This is a genomic window from Bradyrhizobium sp. Rc3b (assembly GCF_900114915.1).
In the GTDB taxonomy this organism is placed as follows: Bacteria; Pseudomonadota; Alphaproteobacteria; order Rhizobiales; family Xanthobacteraceae; genus Bradyrhizobium.
Genome location: NZ_FOUS01000003.1, coordinates 376,341 through 395,143, shown reverse-complemented (window position 1 = coordinate 395,143; position 18,803 = coordinate 376,341). Strand labels below are relative to the sequence as shown.

12 protein-coding genes are annotated in these 18,803 nt (G+C 63.6%); 9 read left to right on the top strand and 3 right to left on the bottom strand.

Annotated features, from left to right (window positions below):
* Window positions 1-19: 19 nt before the first annotated feature.
* Window positions 20-499, bottom strand: a complete 480-nt coding sequence (locus BM190_RS08700; RefSeq protein ID WP_018318566.1) for a cupin domain-containing protein — start codon at window positions 497-499, stop codon at window positions 20-22.
* Window positions 500-687: 188 nt separating this feature from the next.
* On the opposite strand from BM190_RS08700, the gene BM190_RS08695 reads away from it, so the two are divergent.
* Entirely contained in the window at window positions 688-1,713 is a 1,026-nt protein-coding gene (locus BM190_RS08695) for an AraC family transcriptional regulator (RefSeq protein ID WP_092253604.1), read from the top strand.
* 10 nt (window positions 1,714-1,723) lie between these two features.
* On the opposite strand, the gene BM190_RS08690 is transcribed toward BM190_RS08695, so the two are convergent.
* Complete coding sequence (locus BM190_RS08690; protein ID WP_092253602.1) at window positions 1,724-3,589, bottom strand: ATP-binding protein; 1,866 nt, start codon at window positions 3,587-3,589, stop codon at window positions 1,724-1,726.
* 236 nt (window positions 3,590-3,825) lie between these two features.
* On the opposite strand from BM190_RS08690, the gene BM190_RS08685 reads away from it, so the two are divergent.
* From BM190_RS08685 to BM190_RS08655, 7 genes are all read left to right on the top strand, one after another.
* On the top strand, window positions 3,826-5,154 hold the full coding sequence (locus BM190_RS08685; protein ID WP_092253600.1) for an NAD(P)/FAD-dependent oxidoreductase: 1,329 nt from the start codon (window positions 3,826-3,828) through the stop codon (window positions 5,152-5,154).
* An 8-nt stretch (window positions 5,155-5,162) separates the two neighbouring features.
* Complete coding sequence (locus BM190_RS08680) at window positions 5,163-6,089, top strand: 2-hydroxyacid dehydrogenase (protein ID WP_092253598.1); 927 nt, start codon at window positions 5,163-5,165, stop codon at window positions 6,087-6,089.
* A 462-nt stretch (window positions 6,090-6,551) separates the two neighbouring features.
* A complete protein-coding gene (locus BM190_RS08675) occupies window positions 6,552-7,070 on the top strand; it encodes a hypothetical protein (RefSeq protein WP_018318571.1) in 519 nt (172 codons plus the stop codon).
* Between the two features lie 313 nt (window positions 7,071-7,383).
* The gene (locus BM190_RS08670; protein WP_177236972.1) at window positions 7,384-10,713 is read left to right on the top strand and encodes an adenylate/guanylate cyclase domain-containing protein; all 3,330 of its coding nucleotides are present in this window, start codon (window positions 7,384-7,386) and stop codon (window positions 10,711-10,713) included.
* Between the two features lie 306 nt (window positions 10,714-11,019).
* Complete coding sequence (locus tag BM190_RS08665) at window positions 11,020-12,300, top strand: HlyD family secretion protein (protein ID WP_244550624.1); 1,281 nt, start codon at window positions 11,020-11,022, stop codon at window positions 12,298-12,300.
* Between the two features lie 12 nt (window positions 12,301-12,312).
* On the top strand, window positions 12,313-14,484 hold the full coding sequence (locus BM190_RS08660) for a glycosyltransferase (protein ID WP_143109026.1): 2,172 nt from the start codon (window positions 12,313-12,315) through the stop codon (window positions 14,482-14,484).
* 263 nt (window positions 14,485-14,747) lie between these two features.
* Entirely contained in the window at window positions 14,748-16,577 is a 1,830-nt protein-coding gene (locus BM190_RS08655) for a sensor domain-containing diguanylate cyclase (protein ID WP_409362462.1), read from the top strand.
* Window positions 16,578-16,607: 30 nt separating this feature from the next.
* Here the strand turns inward: BM190_RS08655 and BM190_RS08650 are convergent, their stop codons facing one another.
* Window positions 16,608-17,831: a polyhydroxyalkanoate depolymerase gene (locus BM190_RS08650; RefSeq protein ID WP_092253594.1), complete on the bottom strand. Its 1,224-nt coding sequence runs from the start codon at window positions 17,829-17,831 to the stop codon at window positions 16,608-16,610.
* Between the two features lie 158 nt (window positions 17,832-17,989).
* On the opposite strand from BM190_RS08650, the gene BM190_RS08645 reads away from it, so the two are divergent.
* Window positions 17,990-18,646 (top strand): glutathione S-transferase family protein, encoded by a 657-nt coding sequence (locus tag BM190_RS08645; RefSeq protein ID WP_018318577.1) that lies wholly within the window; start codon window positions 17,990-17,992, stop codon window positions 18,644-18,646.
* The last annotated feature ends 157 nt before the right edge of the window (window positions 18,647-18,803 follow it).

The window sequence follows — 18,803 nt, the reverse complement described above, 5'->3', positions numbered from 1 at the left end:
GTGGACGAGGGGCCCGTGCCTAGTCGTTGGCCTCGGGCGGCAGGAAGTCGACCTCGTGCAGCGCCGAGATGCGCACGACCTCGGCAGGGTCGGTCAGATTGTGCAGCTGGTTGAACAGCGCCTCCAGCTTCTGCATCGGCGAGACCCAGAACAGCGCGCGGCACGGCTTATCGGACTTGTTGAAATAGCCGTGCGGAATGCCGCGCGGCATGCGCACGAGGTCGCCGGCATGGGCCTTGACCCATTTGCCATCGAGCTTGAGGTCGAGCGTGCCCTCCTGCACCAGGATGAATTCGTCCTGGGTCGGATGGATGTGCACCGGGACGAACTGGCCGGGATCGCTGTTGGTTTCGAATGCAAAGGTGGAGTCGGTGACGGCCTTGGGGAAGTAGACCTGGCCCAGAATGTTCCAGCTCTTGCCGCCGTAGCCTGTGCCAGCGGCGGTAATGCCCTTTTCGAGTGCAGTCTTTTCAGGTGCAGACTTTTCAGGTGCAGTCATGGCGCTCTCCCATGGATTCCGGCGAGGATGGAGCTTCAGTCAACAATGGGTCGCCTGTCTATCCGCTAAACGAATCCGCGAGCGCCTGTTGCCCTGCAGCATGACGATTTTGCCGACGCCGGCCCTTTCCGCGTCCGGGGAACTATTATAGGCTTAAAGCAATTCCGTGACGCGAAGCGTGGTCAACCATGTTCGCAGCCGTGCTGGAAATGAGCGCAAGGGCGCCTGCGGCCGAACGGCTCGCGGATTTCGCCCGCGTCACCACCGACGATGTCGACGAAGCGGCCGAACAGATCGGGCGCATCTTCTGCCCGCACGATCTCAAGCCGGCACAGGCGCGCGCGGCCGGCTTCTCCGCCCGGCACAATTGCGCCGGCTTCGACGGCTTTTCCATCAATTACGTGGCCTATGGCGGATCGGTCGGCATCGATCCGGGCTGCCTCGAGCGCTTCTTCCTGGTGCAGGTCCCGCTCACCGGCACGGCCTATATTCGCGCCGGCACGACCGAGCTCGACGCCGCGCCGGAGCGGACGGCGTCGCTGCTGTCGCCGACGATCCCGACCCGGATGATGTGGCGCGACTGCGCGCAGGCGATCCTGCTGTTTGACCGCCGCATGGTCGAGCAGCGCGCCGCGGCGCTGTCGGGCAGGGCGTCAGGCACGGTCGAGTTCGATCCCGTGATCGATTTGGAGGCGCCGGCCGGGCGCGCCTTGCGCGGTAGTCTCGCCGAGTTGATGAAGCTCGCCGAACGTCTCGGTCCCTCCGGCCGGCTGTCGGCGGTCGCGATGGCCGATTGGCGCGAGCTGCTGCTCGATCACCTGCTCAACGGTCAGCGCCATGGCCTGTCGGATGCGATTCAAACGTTTTCGGGGCAGGCCGAGCGGCTGCCGCGCGCGCTCCGCGCGGCGCGGGACCATCTTGCGGACAATGCCGGCGAGCCGCTCGACCTTGCACAGCTCGCCTGTGCCGCCGGCATCGGCATCCGCGCGCTCCAGCTCGGCTTCCGCCGTCACTTCGGCCTGTCGATCTCGCAGATGCTGCTCGACATGCGCCTCGCCGGTCTGCACGCCCGCCTGGCGCAGGCCGCGCCCGATGCCTCCATCACCGAGATCGCCTTCGATCTCGGCTTCACCCATCTCAGCCGCATGGCCGGCGCCTACCGCGAAAAATTCGGCGAGACGCCGTCGGCGACGCTGCGGCGACGATTGAGCTAGCGCGAGAGAGCTATTTCCGCGGCCGCATCGTGCCGTTATCGTCGGCCGCCTGTCTGCGCAGGAACGCCTCGACATCAGCCTGCACCGAATAGGGCGTCGGGATCGCGTCGCCGGCGGAATCGACGGCGGTGTCGAGGCAGCGGCGCAGCATGCGGGCGAGCTCGGCCTTGCGGTAAGGCTTTCTCAAGAGCGGCGCGCCCATCGTCGCACGTCCCTGCGCGTGCAGCGAATCGTAGGCGTAGCCCGACGTGAACAGCACCCGAAGAGAGGGGCGCGCCGCCACCATCTGCTCGGCGAGCTCGCGTCCATTCATGCCGCCGGCCATCACGATGTCGGTGAAGAGCAGGTCGAAGGACCTGCCTTCGGCCGCAATCGCGAGCGCCTCGTTCGCATTGGCGGCCGGGATGACCTTGTAGCCGAGACCTTGGAGCTGGACCGTGACGTATTGGCGGACGTCGCGGTCGTCTTCGACGCAGAGGACGGTTTCCCTGCCGCCCACGATCTTGCGGTCGTCATAGCCGGTCGGGCGCAGCGCGCTCGCCTCCGCCTTCGGCAAATAGAGCGTGAAGATCGTGCCGCGTCCTTCTTCGGAGGCGACCTTGATGCCGCCGCCGGACTGCTTGACGAAACCGAACACCATGCTGAGCCCGAGTCCCGTGCCCTTGCCGACGTCCTTGGTGGAGAAGAACGGATCGAAGATCCGCTCCAGGATGGCCTGCGGAATGCCGGTGCCGGTGTCGGCAATCTCGATCTCGACATAGTCGCCGGCATAGCCGGCGCCGACCGCGACGGCCTCGCGCACGCCGAACACGACGTTGCGCGTCGTCAGCGTCAGCCTGCCGGCGTCCAGCATGGCGTCGCGCGCGTTGATCGCGAGGTTGAGCAGCGCCGAGCTCAGCTGGCCGCGGTCGGCATAGGCGAGCCAGACGTTGCGGTCGAGCCTGGTCACGATCTCGATCTTCTTGTCGAAGGTCGCCAGCAGCAGCTTTGCCAGCTCTTCCAGCAGCTCATTGACGTCGATCTCGGCCGGCTGCAGCGCCTGCTTGCGGGCAAAGGACAGCAGGCTCGAGGTCAGCGCGGCGCCGCGATCGGCGGCCTCGCTGATCAGCTTGGTGATGGTCGCAAGCGGCGGGTTGTCCCTGACGGCGTCGGCCAGGATCTCGATCGTGCCTGTGATCACCGTGAGCATGTTGTTGAATTCATGTGCGATGCCGCCGGTGAGCTGCCCGACCGCCTCCATCTTCTGGGACTGCACTAGCTGCTCCTCGGCAGCGCGTTTCTGGGTGATGTCCCTGACGAAGGTGTTGATGACGGCGCGTCCACCCAGCCGCAACACCGTGCTGGACGCCTCGGCCAGGATCTGGTCGCCGTTCCGGTGGATCAGGGCGAGCTCGAAGCGCAGGCCGGACGGCGTGTCCGACAATTCCGGCACCAGCCGCGCCATGCGCTGCCTGAAGGCGGCCCGCAGCGGCTCGGCGACGATGAGGTCGACGACGTCGGCACCGAGCGCCTCCTCGCGCGTCCATCCGGTCAGGGCCTCCGCCTGAAAGCTCCACTCCAGCACGGCGCCGCTGTCGTCGATTTGAATGAAGGCATCGAGCGCGGTCTTGATGACGGCTTGCATCATCTGCGCGCCGTCGGTGCGTGCTCGCGCGTCTTCCGCCGATCGTCCCGCGGCGCGCTTGTCCTCCGATCTCTCGATCGCGCGCGTGCAGAGGTGCACGAGCAGCGCGGCAACGGCGGCGCTTGCGATTAAGGCTGCGATCTGGGCCATGCCGAACCCGGGTCCGGCCACGGCATAGGAGGCGAGAAGGGCCGCCGCGGTCACCACGACCTGTGCGGCCATCGCGAGTGTCAGAAGCCCCCTGAGTTTCATGGTCTCCCACCAAAGAAGACTACCGCACTGGCCGCCCGGTCCCGGGTGCCGCTTTGATGTGAGCTACAGACTCCGCGCGGCGGCGTCGAGGGGCAATTTGCGGTGGTGTCGGCCGCCAGCCTTTCTTCGGCCTCAACCTGCGGGCGAATCGCATGGCAAGGAGGCGCGCATACAAGCAATGCGATTGACAGCTGTACTGAGGCGTGATCGTTCGAACTGAACTCCAGGAGTGCTCCATGTCCCCGCCGCTCAACCGTATCAACAGCGACGAACGCCTGCCGCAGCAGGTCGATGTCGTCGTCATCGGCGGCGGCGTCATCGGTGTCTCCGCGGCCTATCATCTGGCGAAGAAGGGCCTCTCGGTCGCGCTGGTCGAGAAGGGCCACGTCGGCGGCGAGCAGTCGAGCCGCAATTGGGGCTGGTGCCGCCAGCAGGGCCGCGCGCGCGAGGAGATCCCGCTGGCTCGCGAGGCGCTGCGGCTGTGGGAGGACATGCAGAACGACGCCGGCGTCGATGCCGGCTTCCGCCGCACCGGCGTTCTGTTCCTGACCAAGAGCAAGGACGAGCTTGCGAGCTGGGAGCGCTGGGCCGCGGTCGCGCGCGAGATGCAGGTCCACTCCACCGTCCTGACGCCGGCCGAGGTTGCCGAGCGCATGCCGGGCAATACCGACCAGTGGGTCGGCGGCCTACATACGCCGAGCGACGGGCGTGCCGAGCCGTCGATGGCCGTGCCCGCGCTGGCCACCGCCGCGCGAAAGCACGGCGTCACCATCCATCAGGGCTGCGCCGCGCGGGGACTGGAGACGACCGGTGGGCGGGTCAGCGCCGTCGTCACCGAGAAGGGCACCATCCGCACCCAGTCCGTGCTGCTGTCGGGCGGCGCATGGTCGTCGCTGTTCTGCCGCCGTCACGGCATCGAGCTGCCGATCGGCCTCGTCAACGCCACCGCCTGCCGGACCACGCCGGGGCCGGAGATCACCTCGGGCGCGCTGGGCACCGATCTCTACTGCGTCCGCCGCCGCCTCGACGGCGGCTTCACGCTGGCGCTGCGCAACCGCGGCACGGTCGAGCTGTCGCCCGATCTGTTCCGCTATGCGCGCACCTTCTGGCCAACCTATTTGCATCGCAAGAGCGGACTGAAGCTGTCGTTGGGCAAGTCCTTCATCGACCAGATCGTGCGCGGCACCAGCTGGAGCTTTGACAAGCCGTCGCCGTTCGAGACCGAGCGCGTGCGCGATCCCGAGCCCGACATGTCGCTGGTGAATGCTGCGCTCGCCTCATTGGTCAAGGCCAACCCTGAACTCAAGGACATCGAGATCGCGGAAGCCTGGGGCGGCACCATCGACTGCACGCCGGACACGATCCCCGTGATCTCGCCGGTCGACGCCTTGCCGGGCTTTTTCCTCGCGACCGGATTCTCCGGCCACGGCTTTGGCATCGGCCCCGCCGCAGGCAAGCTCGCCGCCGATATCGTGACCGGCACCACGCCGCTGGTCGATCCCGCGGCCTACAGCCACAAGCGCATGATCGACGGCCGCCGGCTCGCACCGGTCAGCCCGTTCTGAGGGCTCGCATGACCGTTCTCTACAAGGCCAACATGGTTCGCGGTGCCGAATGGGCGCGCTTCTTCGCGGAGCGTGCGCCCGACGTCCCATTCCGGCTCTGGCCTGATATCGGCGATCCCGCCAACGTCCGCTATCTCGTTGCGTGGGTGCCGCCTGACGATATCGCGACGACGTTTCCCAATCTCGAGCTGGTCTTCTCGGTCGGCGCTGGCGTCGATCAGTTCGATGCCACGAAAGTGCCCGCGCACATTCCGCTTGTCCGCATGCTGGAGCCCGGCATCGCCGAGACCATGGTGGAGTACGTCACCATGGCCGTGCTCGGTCTGCATCGCGACCTCCTGCAGTTCATCGATCAGCAGAAGCAGCAGGTCTGGCGCGAGATCCGGATCACGCCGGCGAAACGGCGGCGTGTCGGCGTGATGGGGCTTGGCCAGCTCGGCCAGGCCGTGCTCGAACGCCTCAAGGTGTTCGGCTTCCCGCTCTCGGGATGGAATCGCTCGGCGCGTGAGATCGAGGGCGTGACCTGCCACGTGGGTGCAGACGCGCTGCCAGATTTCCTCGCACAGAGCGACATCCTCGTCTGCCTGCTGCCGTTGACCGACGAGACCCGCGGCATCCTCAACGCGGATTTGTTCGCGCGCCTGCCGCGCGGTGCGTCCCTCGTCAATGTCGGACGAGGACCGCATCTCATCGAGGCCGATTTCCTCGCGGCCCTCGACAGCGGTGCGCTATCAGGCGCGGTGCTCGATGTCACCGAACCCGAGCCGTTGCCTGAGGGACATCCGTTCTGGAGCCATCCGGGCATCCTGCTGACGCCGCACAATGCCAGCATGACGACGCCGGACACGGCCGTCGATTTCGTGCTCGATGTCATCGACCGTCACCGTCGCGGCGAGGAGTTGCCGGGGCGTGTCGATCGCACTCGCGGTTACTGAGGGCGTGATGGTGATGGGAACACCGGTCTAGCCAAGAGCTCCTTTTACCTCTCCCGCTTGCGGGTGAGGTCGGCGCGCAGCGCCGGGTGAGGGTTCTCTCCTCTTGGGGGGAGGGGTGGCGCGACGATGAGGATTTGTCCTCCTGAAATTGTGACTGGATGGAGCGAGAGGGAACTGCGGCATGTGAACCGCCTCATATTCCATCACTCTCTTTTCGAGCTATCACTCCCGCAAGAAATTGTCGCACCTGGAGCCAACTGGCAGACACGGGTGAGATGCAAATGCCTGCGAAGCCGCGTGCTCGCAGCTTTGGATTGGCTCTCGTCCTGGTCACGAGCAAGCCAACCCCATCACTCAACACAGATCTTTCAGAAATTGGAATCAAGGGCATCGAGAAACGCGTCCTGGCAGCTTCTAGTCGGGGTCGGCCGGTAGGCTGCTACTTACTCAGAGGAGCCCCCAATGAAGATTAGCAGCGCAATTTCCAGCGCCTTTTCCCTAAGAAGGCAGGTCGGCAGTCTTCGGATCGCCCGTTCCAGCCTGATCAAGTCGGCCCACCTTCTTGAAAGAATTGGGCTGGCAGCCGTTGGGGCCTCTTGTGGCCTCTATGTGGGTGCGACCCTGTTGCGTCAGAAAGGCGGAATGTTTGAAAGCGGCTGGATCGTGCTGATAACAATGCTCTATGGAGCTCTCAGCTATTATGTCGGGATTGATTTGTCCGGCAATGTCGCACGAAGGGCGACATCGAACATCTCGGAAGAATGGAATGGTTCTGAGCCGGCTGAGCTCATGAGTGCGGCTGGAACGTTCAGCGCGGCGATTGCCGCAACGCTGTCCGTCAGCATCCTTGTCCTTGATCAAAACCTGCCTAACGGCCTGATAGGCTTTGTTGCCGGCTGTTGGGTGGTTGGTTCTTCGCTTCAAGTTGCGGCGGGTGCAATGACTCGCAGCTCCGATGCGCCCACGAACGAGCAACGATAAAAGTGCACCTCACGGGAAACGTGCACTTGGCATCGTATGTGCGCACAAGCCGCAGTGTTGGTTCGGCTTCAGGTCTGCAGTGAGCAGCGACGACTCATCGCAACCTCTGCCATCTAACGCTGCGCGCGGGCGATGTTTGGTAGCGCAGCCGTTCGCATCGAGCAGTGTCCCGGTCGAAAAACGTGTCGGTATCGAGTAACCTAAATTTTCGCGCGACAAACAAGACGTGCCATCATGGTGGCGTTGGGATATTGTCCCTGCGCGCCGTGGTCCAAAATTCTGCTAACCGCCAACCACACGATCGGTGGAGCCAATGCAGATTGCGGAGTGGCTCGAGAAGCTGGGGCTTGGGCAATACGCAGAGCGTTTTGTCCAAAATGGGATCGACATGGGCGTCCTTCCCGAGCTGATGGTCGAGGACTTCGACAAGCTCGGAGTCCTGCTCGGGCATCGCCGCAAAATGCTGCGTGCGATTGCCGACCTTGATCCAGCCGCGTTGATCGCATCGCCGGCTCCTCCTCACGACGCCGAGCGTCGCCACCTCACCGTCATGTTTTGCGATCTGGTCGGCTCGACAGCGCTCTCGGCGCGTCTCGATCCCGAGGATCTGTGGGAAGTGATCCGGGCGTACCGCGCCGCCTGCGGGAGCGTCATTGCCGCTTATGACGGCAGGATAGCCAGGTTCGTCGGTGACGGAATACTCGTCTATTTCGGGTATCCGCGCGCCCACGAAGATGATGCGGAGCGGGCAGTGCGAGCGGGCCTCGATATTATCGCTGCGATTCGCCAACTCAAGACAGGCGCCGGCGAACGGGTTGAACTGCGGATCGCAATTGCGACCGGGCTTGTGGTGGTCGGCGATCTCATCAGCGGAGATGCATCGGAGGAGCACGCAACCATCGGCGATGCACCAAACCTCGCTGCTCGGCTTCAAAGCCTGGCCGAGCCGGGGGCGGTCGTCGTTGCCTCGTCGACGCGCCGGCTACTTGGCGATCTCTTCACCTTTCGCAATCTCGGCCGCCGCGAGGTCAAGGGGATAGGCGAACCCATCGCGGTCTGGGCGGTGGAAGGAGCGACCTCATCGGAGAGTCGCTTCGAGGCGGTCCGCGCCGCGCGCTCGATCGGCTTTGTCGGCCGCAAGGACGAGATCGAGTTCATTCTCTCGCGCCAGCGGGAGGCATGGCAGGGCCAGGGCCAGATCGTATTGATTTCCGGCGAAGCGGGCATCGGCAAGTCGCGCATCGTGGCAATGCTGTCCGAGAGCCCCTCGTTGGGGACGCACCGTCGCGTGCGATATCAGTGTTCGCCTTACCACACCAACAGCGCACTTCATCCCTTTGTCGCGCAGCTCGAGCGCGCCGCCGGAATCCGCTCCCACGACACGCCAGAACAAAAGCTCGACAAGCTCGAGGCGATGCTGGCAATAGGAACCCGGCAAGTCGCCCGGGCCACGCCGCTCATTGCGGCCCTGCTCTCGATTCCGACCGGCGACCATTGCCCGCCACTCGGCTTGAGCCCGGCGCAGCAGAGGCGACAGACATTTGCCGCCCTTCTCGATCAGCTCGAGGGATTGGCGCGAGACCAGCCTCTGCTGATCATCTGCGAGGATATGCATTGGGCCGATGCGACGACACTTGAACTGTTCGATCTCGCGGTCGATCGGATCAGGGGCCTGCAGATACTCGTGCTCTTGACGTCCCGGCCGGAGTTCGAGCCCTCCTGGTCGGGCCTTGCCAATGTCAGTCTGTTGCGGCTCGACCGGCTCGATCGGCAGGACACGCGCGCGCTGGTCGAGCAGGTGGTCGTCGGTCGCCAGCTGCCACGCGAGATGATGAAGCAGATCATCGACAAGACCGATGGCATACCGCTATTCGTCGAAGAGTTGACCAAGATGGTGCTGGAGTCCGGGCTGCTCGTCGAAGATGCCGGGCGCTACCGCCTGAATAGTCCGCTCCCGCCGCTTGCTATCCCCGCGACGCTGCAGGATTCGCTGATGGCGCGGCTCGACCGGCTCGCTCCGGTCAAGGAGGTAGCGCAGATAGGCGCCGCCATTGGCCGTGACTTCTCGTACGCACTGCTGAAAACCGTGGCGGGACGCGACGATCTGACGCTGAACGCTGCGTTGGGACAACTTGAAGAGGCCGAACTGCTGTTGCGTCGTGGCACGCCGCCCGAAGCAAATTACAGTTTCAAGCACGCCCTTGTTCAGGAGGCGGCCTACGAGAGTCTGCTGAAGAGCAAACGGCAGCTGCTTCATACCCGCATTGGCGATGTCCTGGGCGAGAAGTTTCCAGCAGTCGCCGAGACCGAACCGGAAGTTCTGGCGCACCACTTCACTGAGGCGGGGCTGAGCGAGACGGCCCTCGAATGGTGGCGCAAGGCGGGCCAGCAGGCGTTGAAACGCTCGGCCTATTCCGAGGCGATCGCGCATCTCGGCAAGGCCATTGCGACCGCCGATCAGTTGCCTGATGATCCCCGCCGGATCATGAGCAGGCTGCATCTTCAAATCGCATATGGCCGTGCCTTGCGGGGCAGCCTCGGCCACAGCGCTCCAGAGACGGTCGCGGCATGGACGCGTGCGCGACAGTTCGCAGCCGACATCGATGATCCCGTTGAACTTGCGCCGGTGCAGTCGGGGCTCTTCAATGCCTGCCTGACCCACGGCGAACTCGCTCCGATGCGGGAGCTGGCGGACGCCATCAGGAGCGCCGCTGACCGACGACCGGACTCGCCGGTGGCCGCCGTCGTCGCCCATTGGACGGGCGGCGTCACCTGCTGGTTCGAGGGCGATTACTTGAATGCGAGAACGCATCTTGAGCGGGCGCTGGGGATCTATGGTGCCGAACCGGATCCCGCGACCTTCAGGGCGTCTGCGCTGGATCTGCCGTTCGTGATCATGAGATTTCTTGCCCTGGTGCTCTGGCCGCTCGGTAGCACCGCTCGTGCGCGCAAGCTCGCCGCGGAAGCGGTGGGTGCTCCGGGCGAAAAACGGGCGCTGTCCCAGGCCAATGCGCTGGTTCATCGCGCTGTGTTCGACGGGGTATGCGGGGGCATGTTGCAGCAAACAGAGACGATCCTGGCGCTCGGTCTCGCGCGCGACCACACGATGCCGCTGTACGTGGCCGCGGGCACCTACCTGAATGGCCTCGCCAAGTGGCGTGCCGGCGACCGAATGGCCGGACTGGCGGACATGCGTCACGGCTGGGCCTTCCTGCACGAGAACGACTGCTACCTCTGCGAACCGTTCTGGGGAATGCATGTCGCCCTGGCGAATGCAGAAGTGGGCGAAATCGGGACCGGCCTGGAAATCCTGGACGAATCGATCGCCGGGACGGAACAATCCGGCCAGCATTGGCTCGATGCCGAGCTGCATCGTGTCCGCGGTAAACTTGTATCGCGCCATGATCCTTCGGACGAATCCAGTGCCGAAGAAGCCTTCAAGCGCGCGCTGGACATCGCGCGACACCAGCAGACCAGGACTTTCGAGCTGCGCGGCGCCCTTGAACTTGCACGCCTGTACAAGACAAATGGCCGAGCTGGTGCGGTCTCTGAAGTGCTCGCTCCTGTGCTCGCCGAATTCGATGCGGAGCGAAATCTTCCCGAAGTCCTGGAAGCGAAAGAGCTGCTTGGGAATGGGCGTTAGCCGCGCCATTCGATCGCCGCAAGCGCCGCGCCGACTTCAAGCCGGAATGGGGCGATATCCTGATCCTCGACTCGGCAGCCGTAGTTATCCGGTTTTGACACGGCTTAACCTGATGTGGTGAATCCTAGGTATGCTTCTCGTGGTTGCGAAGGCGAGTCTGCCGCGGTGGCGAATCCTGATTTCGGCTGGCGGCAATGTTGTCGGATTGCTCCTTGCCTCAAGGCGCAAACTTCATCCCAACGCCCGACGATTGGTTTGCCTTCGCTGCGGCAGGCGCAGCGACCAAAGCCCATTGGAGATCCAGTCGTGGTCCGTTTGCACGTCGAACGTTTCATTCGCAGCCGGGTTGTTCGCCGAGCTCTGGCGCTCGGGATCATCGCGCTGAGCGGATGGGCCCTGTTGCCGTATGTGACCTACCGAATCGCTCCCTCCGCCTTTGTCAATGCCGAGCTCATGCGGGTGACTGCACCGTTCGCGGGTCAGCTCTCGCCTGATCTTCCACGCAAGGGCGAATATTTCCAGCAGAGCCGGGTGGTGCCGATGGTCGGGGCGCGTTCGCCGGATCGCCGACACCTCATGGACCTCGATCAGCAGCTTGCCGTGTCCACCAAACGCGCCGAGCTCGCACGTCGGCAACTCGAGGAGATCGCCGAGCTCGATCGCAAGCTCGGCGAGCGCAGCGAGGACTATCGTTTGGGGATGGTCGCGCGCCTGAGCCACGAAATCGGCGAAACGGAAGTTGAAAAAGGCGGCTGTCTCGCCGAGGCGCGGCAGCGGAACGATGTCGCGGGCCGGATGGAGAGGCTCGTGAAGCTCGGCATCAGTTCGCAGATCCGCTCCGGCGAGGCCCAAGCCTCGCAGGAGGCAACCGCAACGCGGTGCCGGATGGCCGATGAACGCCTGCAGCGCCTCAAGACCGAGTTGGGGGCGGCGGAGAAAGGTCTCTATCTTCGTGGCGATGCCAATGACGTGCCCTACTCCCAGCAGCAACGCGAGCGGCTTGTTCTCCGCCGCCAGGAGCTCGAGACGGACGAGTTGCAAAACAGCTCACGTTCTGCGCAACTGGCCGCGGAAATCGCCGAGGAGCGCGCTCGGCTTGATCGTCTCGATCACTACGATCTGTCGTTGCCGGCCGCCCATGTCGTCTGGTCGGTCGCGGCCAGCCCCGGCTCGATGGTCACGGAAGGGCAATCGGTCCTCGATTTTGCAGACTGCCAACGCCGATTCATTGTCGTTGAACTGCCCGAGCGCGATTTCGAGAAGATCAAGGCCGGAGATGCGGCTACCGTCCGCCTGATCGGGAGCGGCGAATGGAAGACCGGCCTGGTCCGGCAAGTCCGCGGATCGGCTGCTTACGCCGACGATCGACTGCTTGCGGCTCGGGTGCCGCGGCCTGATCCGGGCAACATTACCGTTGAGATATCGCTTCCCCCCAACGAAACGTGGGCCGACCGCAATGGCTCCTGCGATATCGGACGGCTGGCCGAAGTGCGCTTCGAGCGCAGAGCCGACGGCTTGCTACGATTGGTCAGCTCGAAGTTGAAATGGCTGACTGCGCGCCTGGAGCTCGACCAGTCGTCGCTGTGAGCGAGGTGTTCCATGCAGGCCATGACTCTGTCTCTCTCTCAGCTGTTCGCGCCGATGGTGGGGATCTTTGCGGCGATGTACCTGTTGGCGCCGACCTTTCCAGTCGCGCGCCTTTGGGCACGTGTCGCGGTCTTTGCCGCGGTCTGGCTTGTCGTGGCTCGCTATCTCGAATGGCGTATTTTCACCACGGTGCTGCCGGCAACCGGCACTTGGTATCAGGTCTACTGGATCTGGTTCTGTCTCTTCGTTGAGCTACTGACCTTCACGGATCAGTTTATCCTTTATCTGATTTTCCTTCGCAGGACCGATCGCCGCAGCGAGGCGGATCAGCACGAGCGTCGGCTTCGCAGCTTGCCGCATGATGAGCTGCCATCGGTCGACGTCCTTATTCCAACCTATGACGAGCCGTTCGAGGTGTTGGAAAAGACGATCACCGGCGCGTTGTGTCTGGACTATCCAAACTTCCAGGTCTGGGTTCTGGATGATGGTCGCCGGCCTTGGCTCAAGAAACTCTGCGAGGAAAAGGGTGCCGGGTATCTCACGCGCGCCGACAACCTGAATGCCAAGGCCGGTAATATCAATCATGCGCTGACGCAGACGAACGGCGAGTTCTTTGCGATCTTTGACGCGGACTTCGTGCCGCAGTGCAAATTCCTGATGCGCACGATCGGCTTCTTCGCGGATCCAAAGATCGGAATCGTTCAGATCCCGCACACCTTTTACAACGAGGATCCGATGCAGGCGAATCTCGGCCTGCACAGGGGATTGCCGGACGAGCAACGGTTCTTCTTCGATTCCATCATGCCCGCGCGCGACGGCTGGGATGGTGCCTTTTGTTGTGGTTCCAACTCCGTCACGCGTCGTGCCGCACTTCGCGTGGTTGGGGATGCCTTGCCGACCCAGTCCATTACCGAAGACATTCTGCTGACGCTGGTCCTGCTGCGCAAAGGGTACATCACCCGTTATCTCAACGAGCCATTGGCGATTGGATTGGCGCCGGAAAGCCTTGACGCGTTTTTCGTGCAACGGCAACGCTGGGCGCGTGGCGCGATCCAGACTCTGTATCTCGCCGCCGGCCCGCTCGGCCCCGGACTGGGCTTGATGCATCGGCTCCTGTTCTTTCCGACTCATTGGCTCTCATTGGGCTTGCGAGCGCTCATGGTCGTGGTGGTTCCGATCGTGTTCATGTGGACCGGTCTAGCGCCTGTCGCCGACGTCACCCCCGAGGCGGTCTTCTTTTACCTGTTCCCCGCGATCCTGGCGCTCAACGGCGGCATCTCCTGGTTTGCGCCGCACGTGCACTTTCCGCTCGCCGCTCAGGTGTCGGCGACGATCCAGAGCTTCAAGATTCTGCCGACGGTGCTCGGGACTCTCGTCAAGCCGATGGGACATGCGTTCAAGGTGACGCCCAAGGGAGCTGCCGCGCGGTGCGCAAGCTACGCCGCGGAGATATTCTGGCCGTCGGCGGCGCTGATGGCGTTGACGGTTGTCGGCCTGGTTCTGAACACCATCCCGGAATGGCGGATGATCGATCATCCGGCCGCTTTACCGATGGTCGCCTTCTGGTCGGTGGTGAACGTCGTCGTGCTCTTCTTCGTCTGCATGACCTCGCTGCAAGCCCGGATGGGCCGCGCCGAGGAGCGTTTCGACGTCGATGAATCGGTCTTGATCGAGACCGGGGCCGGCGAACGGCTTTCTGGGCGCGTGAGCAACATCTCCCTCTCTGGCGCTGGCGTTCTGCTCGGCTCCGGCATTGACTGTTCCGGCGCTGGAGAACCGCTGCGCGTGCACATCATGCAGGTGGGCTGGATCGACGCGATGATTGTGCAGCAACGAGGCCGGCTGGCCGGGATGCAGTTCCATTTGCCGCAATCGCTTGAACGAGACCTGCTGATTCGCAAGCTCTTTACCGTCGCCCGTCTGAAAGAGAACGGTGTCGTCGCATGCTCCGTGAACAGGGCGATGCTCAAGAACATCTGGTCAATGGCCGTGCCGTTGCCTCAAATTGTTACAACTGGCGCGAAGCCCACACCGCTTTCGCCGCCGCCGATGCGGTTGCCGGCAGAGAGCCTGGTCATTCGGCCTCAACCGCGGATCGACGATCTGGCACATCTTGCCGGAGTCCGAAGCCTGCATCCGGCCAGTTTCACTGAGCCTCACTTGGCCGAGTGGCCGGCACGTTGAGCGAGGCCGTCAAGTCGGGCTGATTGCTGTGGTGTCCTTCTCGCCCGACCGGTCGAAGGGTTATCGATCGACGTCAAGCCGCTCATCGATGCCGTCAGTCTTCCGAAGCCCTGCCAGAAACTCAACCGGAACGAGCAACTATCCCTTAGCCCAAGGCGTTTACGGGGTTGGGGTGGAGGGAACATCTCTTGATCGATCACCGTAGTGATGTTCGCCAGGGGCGTCTGACGTTCTGGGTCTCGGCATTCGTGGCGGTCGCCTGTATGGCGATTGTCGCGCTCAGCGGCTGGCGGGAATGGTCCTCGCGACTGGCGGTGCTGAAGGGTTCCGAAACGGACATGGCCAATCTGGCCCGGTCGCTGACGCAACACGCGGACGACACGTTCGAACTCGCGGACACCGTTCTGAATGTGCTGGTTGGTCAACTCGAACTGGAGGGAGCCGGGCCAGCGGCAATCGCCAAGATTCAGACCTTTTTGACCCGACGCAAAGCCGCGAACCGGATCCGCGCCGTATTTATCTACGACGAGACCGGCCGCTGGCTCGCAACCAGCGAGCCAGTGGATTTCGCCCGTCTCAACAACAGCGACCGAGATTATTTCCAGCATCATCGTGCCGTGGCGGACAGGGGCACCTTCATTGGGAATCCGGTGAAGAGTAGATCGGGCGGTCAATGGATCATCACCGCGTCACGGCGCTTCAATCATCCTGACGGCAGTTTTGCCGGAGTTGCCCTTACGACGATCGATGTCGACTATTTTCTGCAATTTTATCGCGGGTTCGACGTTGGCCGGAATGGTTCAATCGCTCTGGCGACCGCGGGAGGCATTGTCCTCGCGCGTACCCCGGACAACGGATACACGGGCCGCGATCTGTCGAGTGCTCCGCTTTTCAAGACTATTCGCGAGCGGCCGGCTGCGGGCGTCTACTACTTCACGTCGCCTCTCGACGGCGTTCGGCGTCTGAGCTTCTATCAACTCAGCAGCCGCTACCCCGTTCTCCTCGTTGCTACGGAATCAGAAGATGACGTCTTGGCCCCCTGGCGCAGAGCCGCGCTGACGCGCATTGCCGCAGTCCTGGCGCTGACAGGTGGGCTTGGTGTTGCCGGGCTCTTTCTGGTGCGCCAGTTGCACCTGCGGCAGAAGATGGCCGCTGCCCTGGTTGCCAAGGAGGCGGATTTTCGCCTCCTTGCAGAGCAGTCGGGAGACATGGTCATGCGCGTCGCAGTCGATGGACGGATCCTCTATGCGTCGCCGTCCACCGCTCGAATCCTTGGCTGGGCTCCGAACGAATTGGTGAATACATCAGCCCTCGCCGGCATCAATCCCGCGGATTTGGCCCGAGTTGAGCAAACGCTCTCCGCATTGATGAACGGCGAAGCCGAGGAGGCGAGAATCACGTATCGCACCCGTCATCGTGAGAAGGAAGAGATCTGGGTCGAAACTGCGCTGCGCGTCACGAGGAGTGCGCAGAGTGGACACATCAACGGCGTGGTGGCGATCTCGCGCGACATGACCGAACGCAAGGATCTGGAGGATAGGCTGGCGGCTCTCGCCAGTTCGGACGGCCTGACGGCCTTGGCAAATCGCAGACACTTCGACGAGCGGCTGGAGGCGGAATGGGACCGGGCCAGGCGGGAAGGAACGCCTCTGTCACTGCTGCTGATGGACGTCGATCATTTCAAGAGCTTCAACGACCGGTACGGGCATCAAGCGGGCGATTCATGTCTCCGCTCAATCGCGGGGGTCCTGGCGCAGCAGGCCAGACGGCCGGCAGACGTGGCGGCCCGGTACGGTGGTGAGGAATTCGCCTTGCTGCTACCGAATACCGACGCAGGAGGTTGCGAGCAGGTCGGCGAGCGAATCCGGCAGGCGATCGAGGACCTCGGCATCCTGCACGCGCTCAACCCGTCATCCAGGCAGGTCACCCTCAGCATTGGTGGCGCCACATATCATTCGTTCGGCGACAAGGCGGATTGCACGTCGCTGATAGCGGCTGCGGATAAGGCGCTTTACGCCGCCAAGGAGGGCGGACGCAACCGCATGGTGATGTCAGGGCAAGTCGTCGCGTGGCCCGGCTCGATACGGGCTTGAAGAGCAATTCCAGCGCGCCGCGGCGTGGTGTCACGAATTCACGTGCACGAAATCCCGCAGCAGCGGATAGATCTCGTTATTCCAGCGGCGGCCTGAGAACACGCCGTAATGGCCAACGCCGGCCTGCATGTGGTGGACGCGCCGATAAGCGCGCACGCCGGTGCAGAGGTCCTGCGCGGCCAGCGTCTGGCCGATCGAGCAGATGTCGTCCTTCTCGCCTTCGACCGTCATCAGCCCCATGCGGCTGACGGCCTTGGTGTTCACCGGGCGGCCGCGATGCATCAGTCTGCCTTGCGGCAACAGGTGCTCCTGGAACACGTCGCGCACGGTCTCGATGTAGAACTCGGCCGGCAGGTCCATCACGGCGAAATATTCGTCGTAGAAAGTCTTGATGGTCGCGGCCTTGTCGTTCTCGCCCTTGGCGATGTGGTTGGCGAGATCCATGTGCTGCTTGATGTGGCGCTCGAGGTTCATCGAGACGAAGGCGGTGAGCTGCACGAAGCCGGGATAGACTTTCCGCAGCGCGCCGCGGCACTGCATCGGCACGTAGTTGATCAGGTTCCGCTCGAACCATTCGATCGGCTTGCTCTTGGCGAAGTCGTTGACCCTGGTCGGCTGGATGCGGGTGTCGATCGGCCCCGCCATCAGCGTCAGCGTCGCCGGGCGCGAGGGATGGTTGTCCTCGCACATGATCGCGGCGGCCGCGAGCGCCGACACCGACGGCTGGCAGATCGCCACCATGTGCGGGCGCGGGCCGAGCTGTCCGAGGAAATCGATCAGATGCTCGGTGTAGTCGTCGAGCCCGAAGCGGCCCTCGCTGCGCGGAATGTCGCGCGGATTGTGCCAGTCGGTGATGTAGACGTCGTGGTCCTGCAGCAGCGTCTGCACGGTGCCGCGCAAGAGCGTCGCGAAATGGCCGGACATCGGCGCCACCAGCAGCATGCGCGGCTGCTCCGTCACGCCGTCCTTCCTGAAGTGCAGCAGCGAGCCAAACGGTGTCGCGTAGGCGACCTCCTCGGTGACGGCGACTTCGCGATTGCCGACCATGACGCTGTCGATGCCGTAGGCCGGGCGATGATAGGTGAGGGTGGAGCGCGAGATCAGCTCCAGCGCCGCCGAGAGACGGCCGACGACCTGGTCCGACATGCCCTGCGGCACCAGATTGAGGAATTTGAGCGCGGACGAAGCCCCCGCCCGCCACGGCGCTGTCAGGTCCATCTGGTTCTGAAAGGCCTGATAATACATCGACATCATACTGAAGTGCCCACCTGTCCCCCCTTCGTGATGCAATATCGAAGCCAGATGGGAGCTGGACCGCCGGGAAAATTGGCACGTCGCTTGCTGCTCTTTGGGCGGGAAGGACGGGGCACGCACGCGCGGCAGTGCGCGCCCAGGCGTGAGGGAATGGCCATATGGCGAAGGCGACTCTGACCATCAGCAGCAAGAACTACTCGTCCTGGTCGCTGCGCGGCTGGCTGCTGACGAAATTCTCCGGGCTCGATTTCGAGGAAATCGTCACCGCGCCGGACGATCCGTCGGCGCGCGCCGAAATCCTCTTGCTGTCGTCGTCGATCCTGGTGCCGTGCCTGCGGCACGACGGTGCCGTGGTGTGGGATACGCTGGCGATCGCCGAATACCTCAACGAGGCGATGCCGTCAGCCGGGCTGCTGCCTGATGATCGCGTGCAGCGCGCCCATTGCCGCTCGATCTCGGGCGAAATCCACTCCGGCTTCACCACGCTGCGCGCCTCGCTGCCGGTGAATCTGAAGGGACGTTTTCCCGGCTTCAAGATCTGGTCGCGCGCGCAGGCCGACATCGATCGGGTCTGGTCGATCTGGCGCGACTGTCTGGAGAAATCCGGCGGCCCGTTCCTGTTCGGCGAGCGGCGAACCATGGCGGATGCGATGTACGCGCCCGTGGTGACGCGCTTCGTCACCTACGACGTCAAGCTCGAGCCGCAGCTGAAGGCCTACGCCGACACCATCATGGCGATGGATGAGATGAAGGAATGGATCGCGGCGGCGAGGGAAGAGCCGGCCGAGATCGAGGAGCTCGAGGTCGAATATTAGGCAGGCCTTGCCTGGCCCTGCCTGTTTCGGGGGCGGGGACCGGCCACAGCAACTTGAGCGCTATGTCCTTTTCGCGATTAACCTTTGGCGCCCGTGCGAGGCGTGGGCCATCCACCGCGCTGCGCAGATATTGTACGCGCCGGCCAAGCCACATCGA

Excerpts from the sequence above, each read along its gene's own strand:
- BM190_RS08680 (WP_092253598.1), top strand. The coding sequence starts at position 5,163 with ATGACCGTTCTCTACAAGGCCAACATGGTTCGCGGTGCCGAATGGGCG.
- BM190_RS08700 (WP_018318566.1), bottom strand. The coding sequence starts at position 499 with ATGACTGCACCTGAAAAGTCTGCACCTGAAAAGACTGCACTCGAAAAG.
- BM190_RS08645 (WP_018318577.1), top strand. The coding sequence starts at position 17,990 with ATGGCGAAGGCGACTCTGACCATCAGCAGCAAGAACTACTCGTCCTGG.
- BM190_RS08650 (WP_092253594.1), bottom strand. The coding sequence starts at position 17,831 with ATGATGTCGATGTATTATCAGGCCTTTCAGAACCAGATGGACCTGACA.
- BM190_RS08660 (WP_143109026.1), top strand. The coding sequence starts at position 12,313 with ATGCAGGCCATGACTCTGTCTCTCTCTCAGCTGTTCGCGCCGATGGTG.
- BM190_RS08690 (WP_092253602.1), bottom strand. The coding sequence starts at position 3,589 with ATGAAACTCAGGGGGCTTCTGACACTCGCGATGGCCGCACAGGTCGTG.
- BM190_RS08675 (WP_018318571.1), top strand. The coding sequence starts at position 6,552 with ATGAAGATTAGCAGCGCAATTTCCAGCGCCTTTTCCCTAAGAAGGCAG.
- BM190_RS08670 (WP_177236972.1), top strand. The coding sequence starts at position 7,384 with ATGCAGATTGCGGAGTGGCTCGAGAAGCTGGGGCTTGGGCAATACGCA.
- BM190_RS08695 (WP_092253604.1), top strand. The coding sequence starts at position 688 with ATGTTCGCAGCCGTGCTGGAAATGAGCGCAAGGGCGCCTGCGGCCGAA.
- BM190_RS08685 (WP_092253600.1), top strand. The coding sequence starts at position 3,826 with ATGTCCCCGCCGCTCAACCGTATCAACAGCGACGAACGCCTGCCGCAG.
- BM190_RS08655 (WP_409362462.1), top strand. The coding sequence starts at position 14,748 with ATGGCGATTGTCGCGCTCAGCGGCTGGCGGGAATGGTCCTCGCGACTG.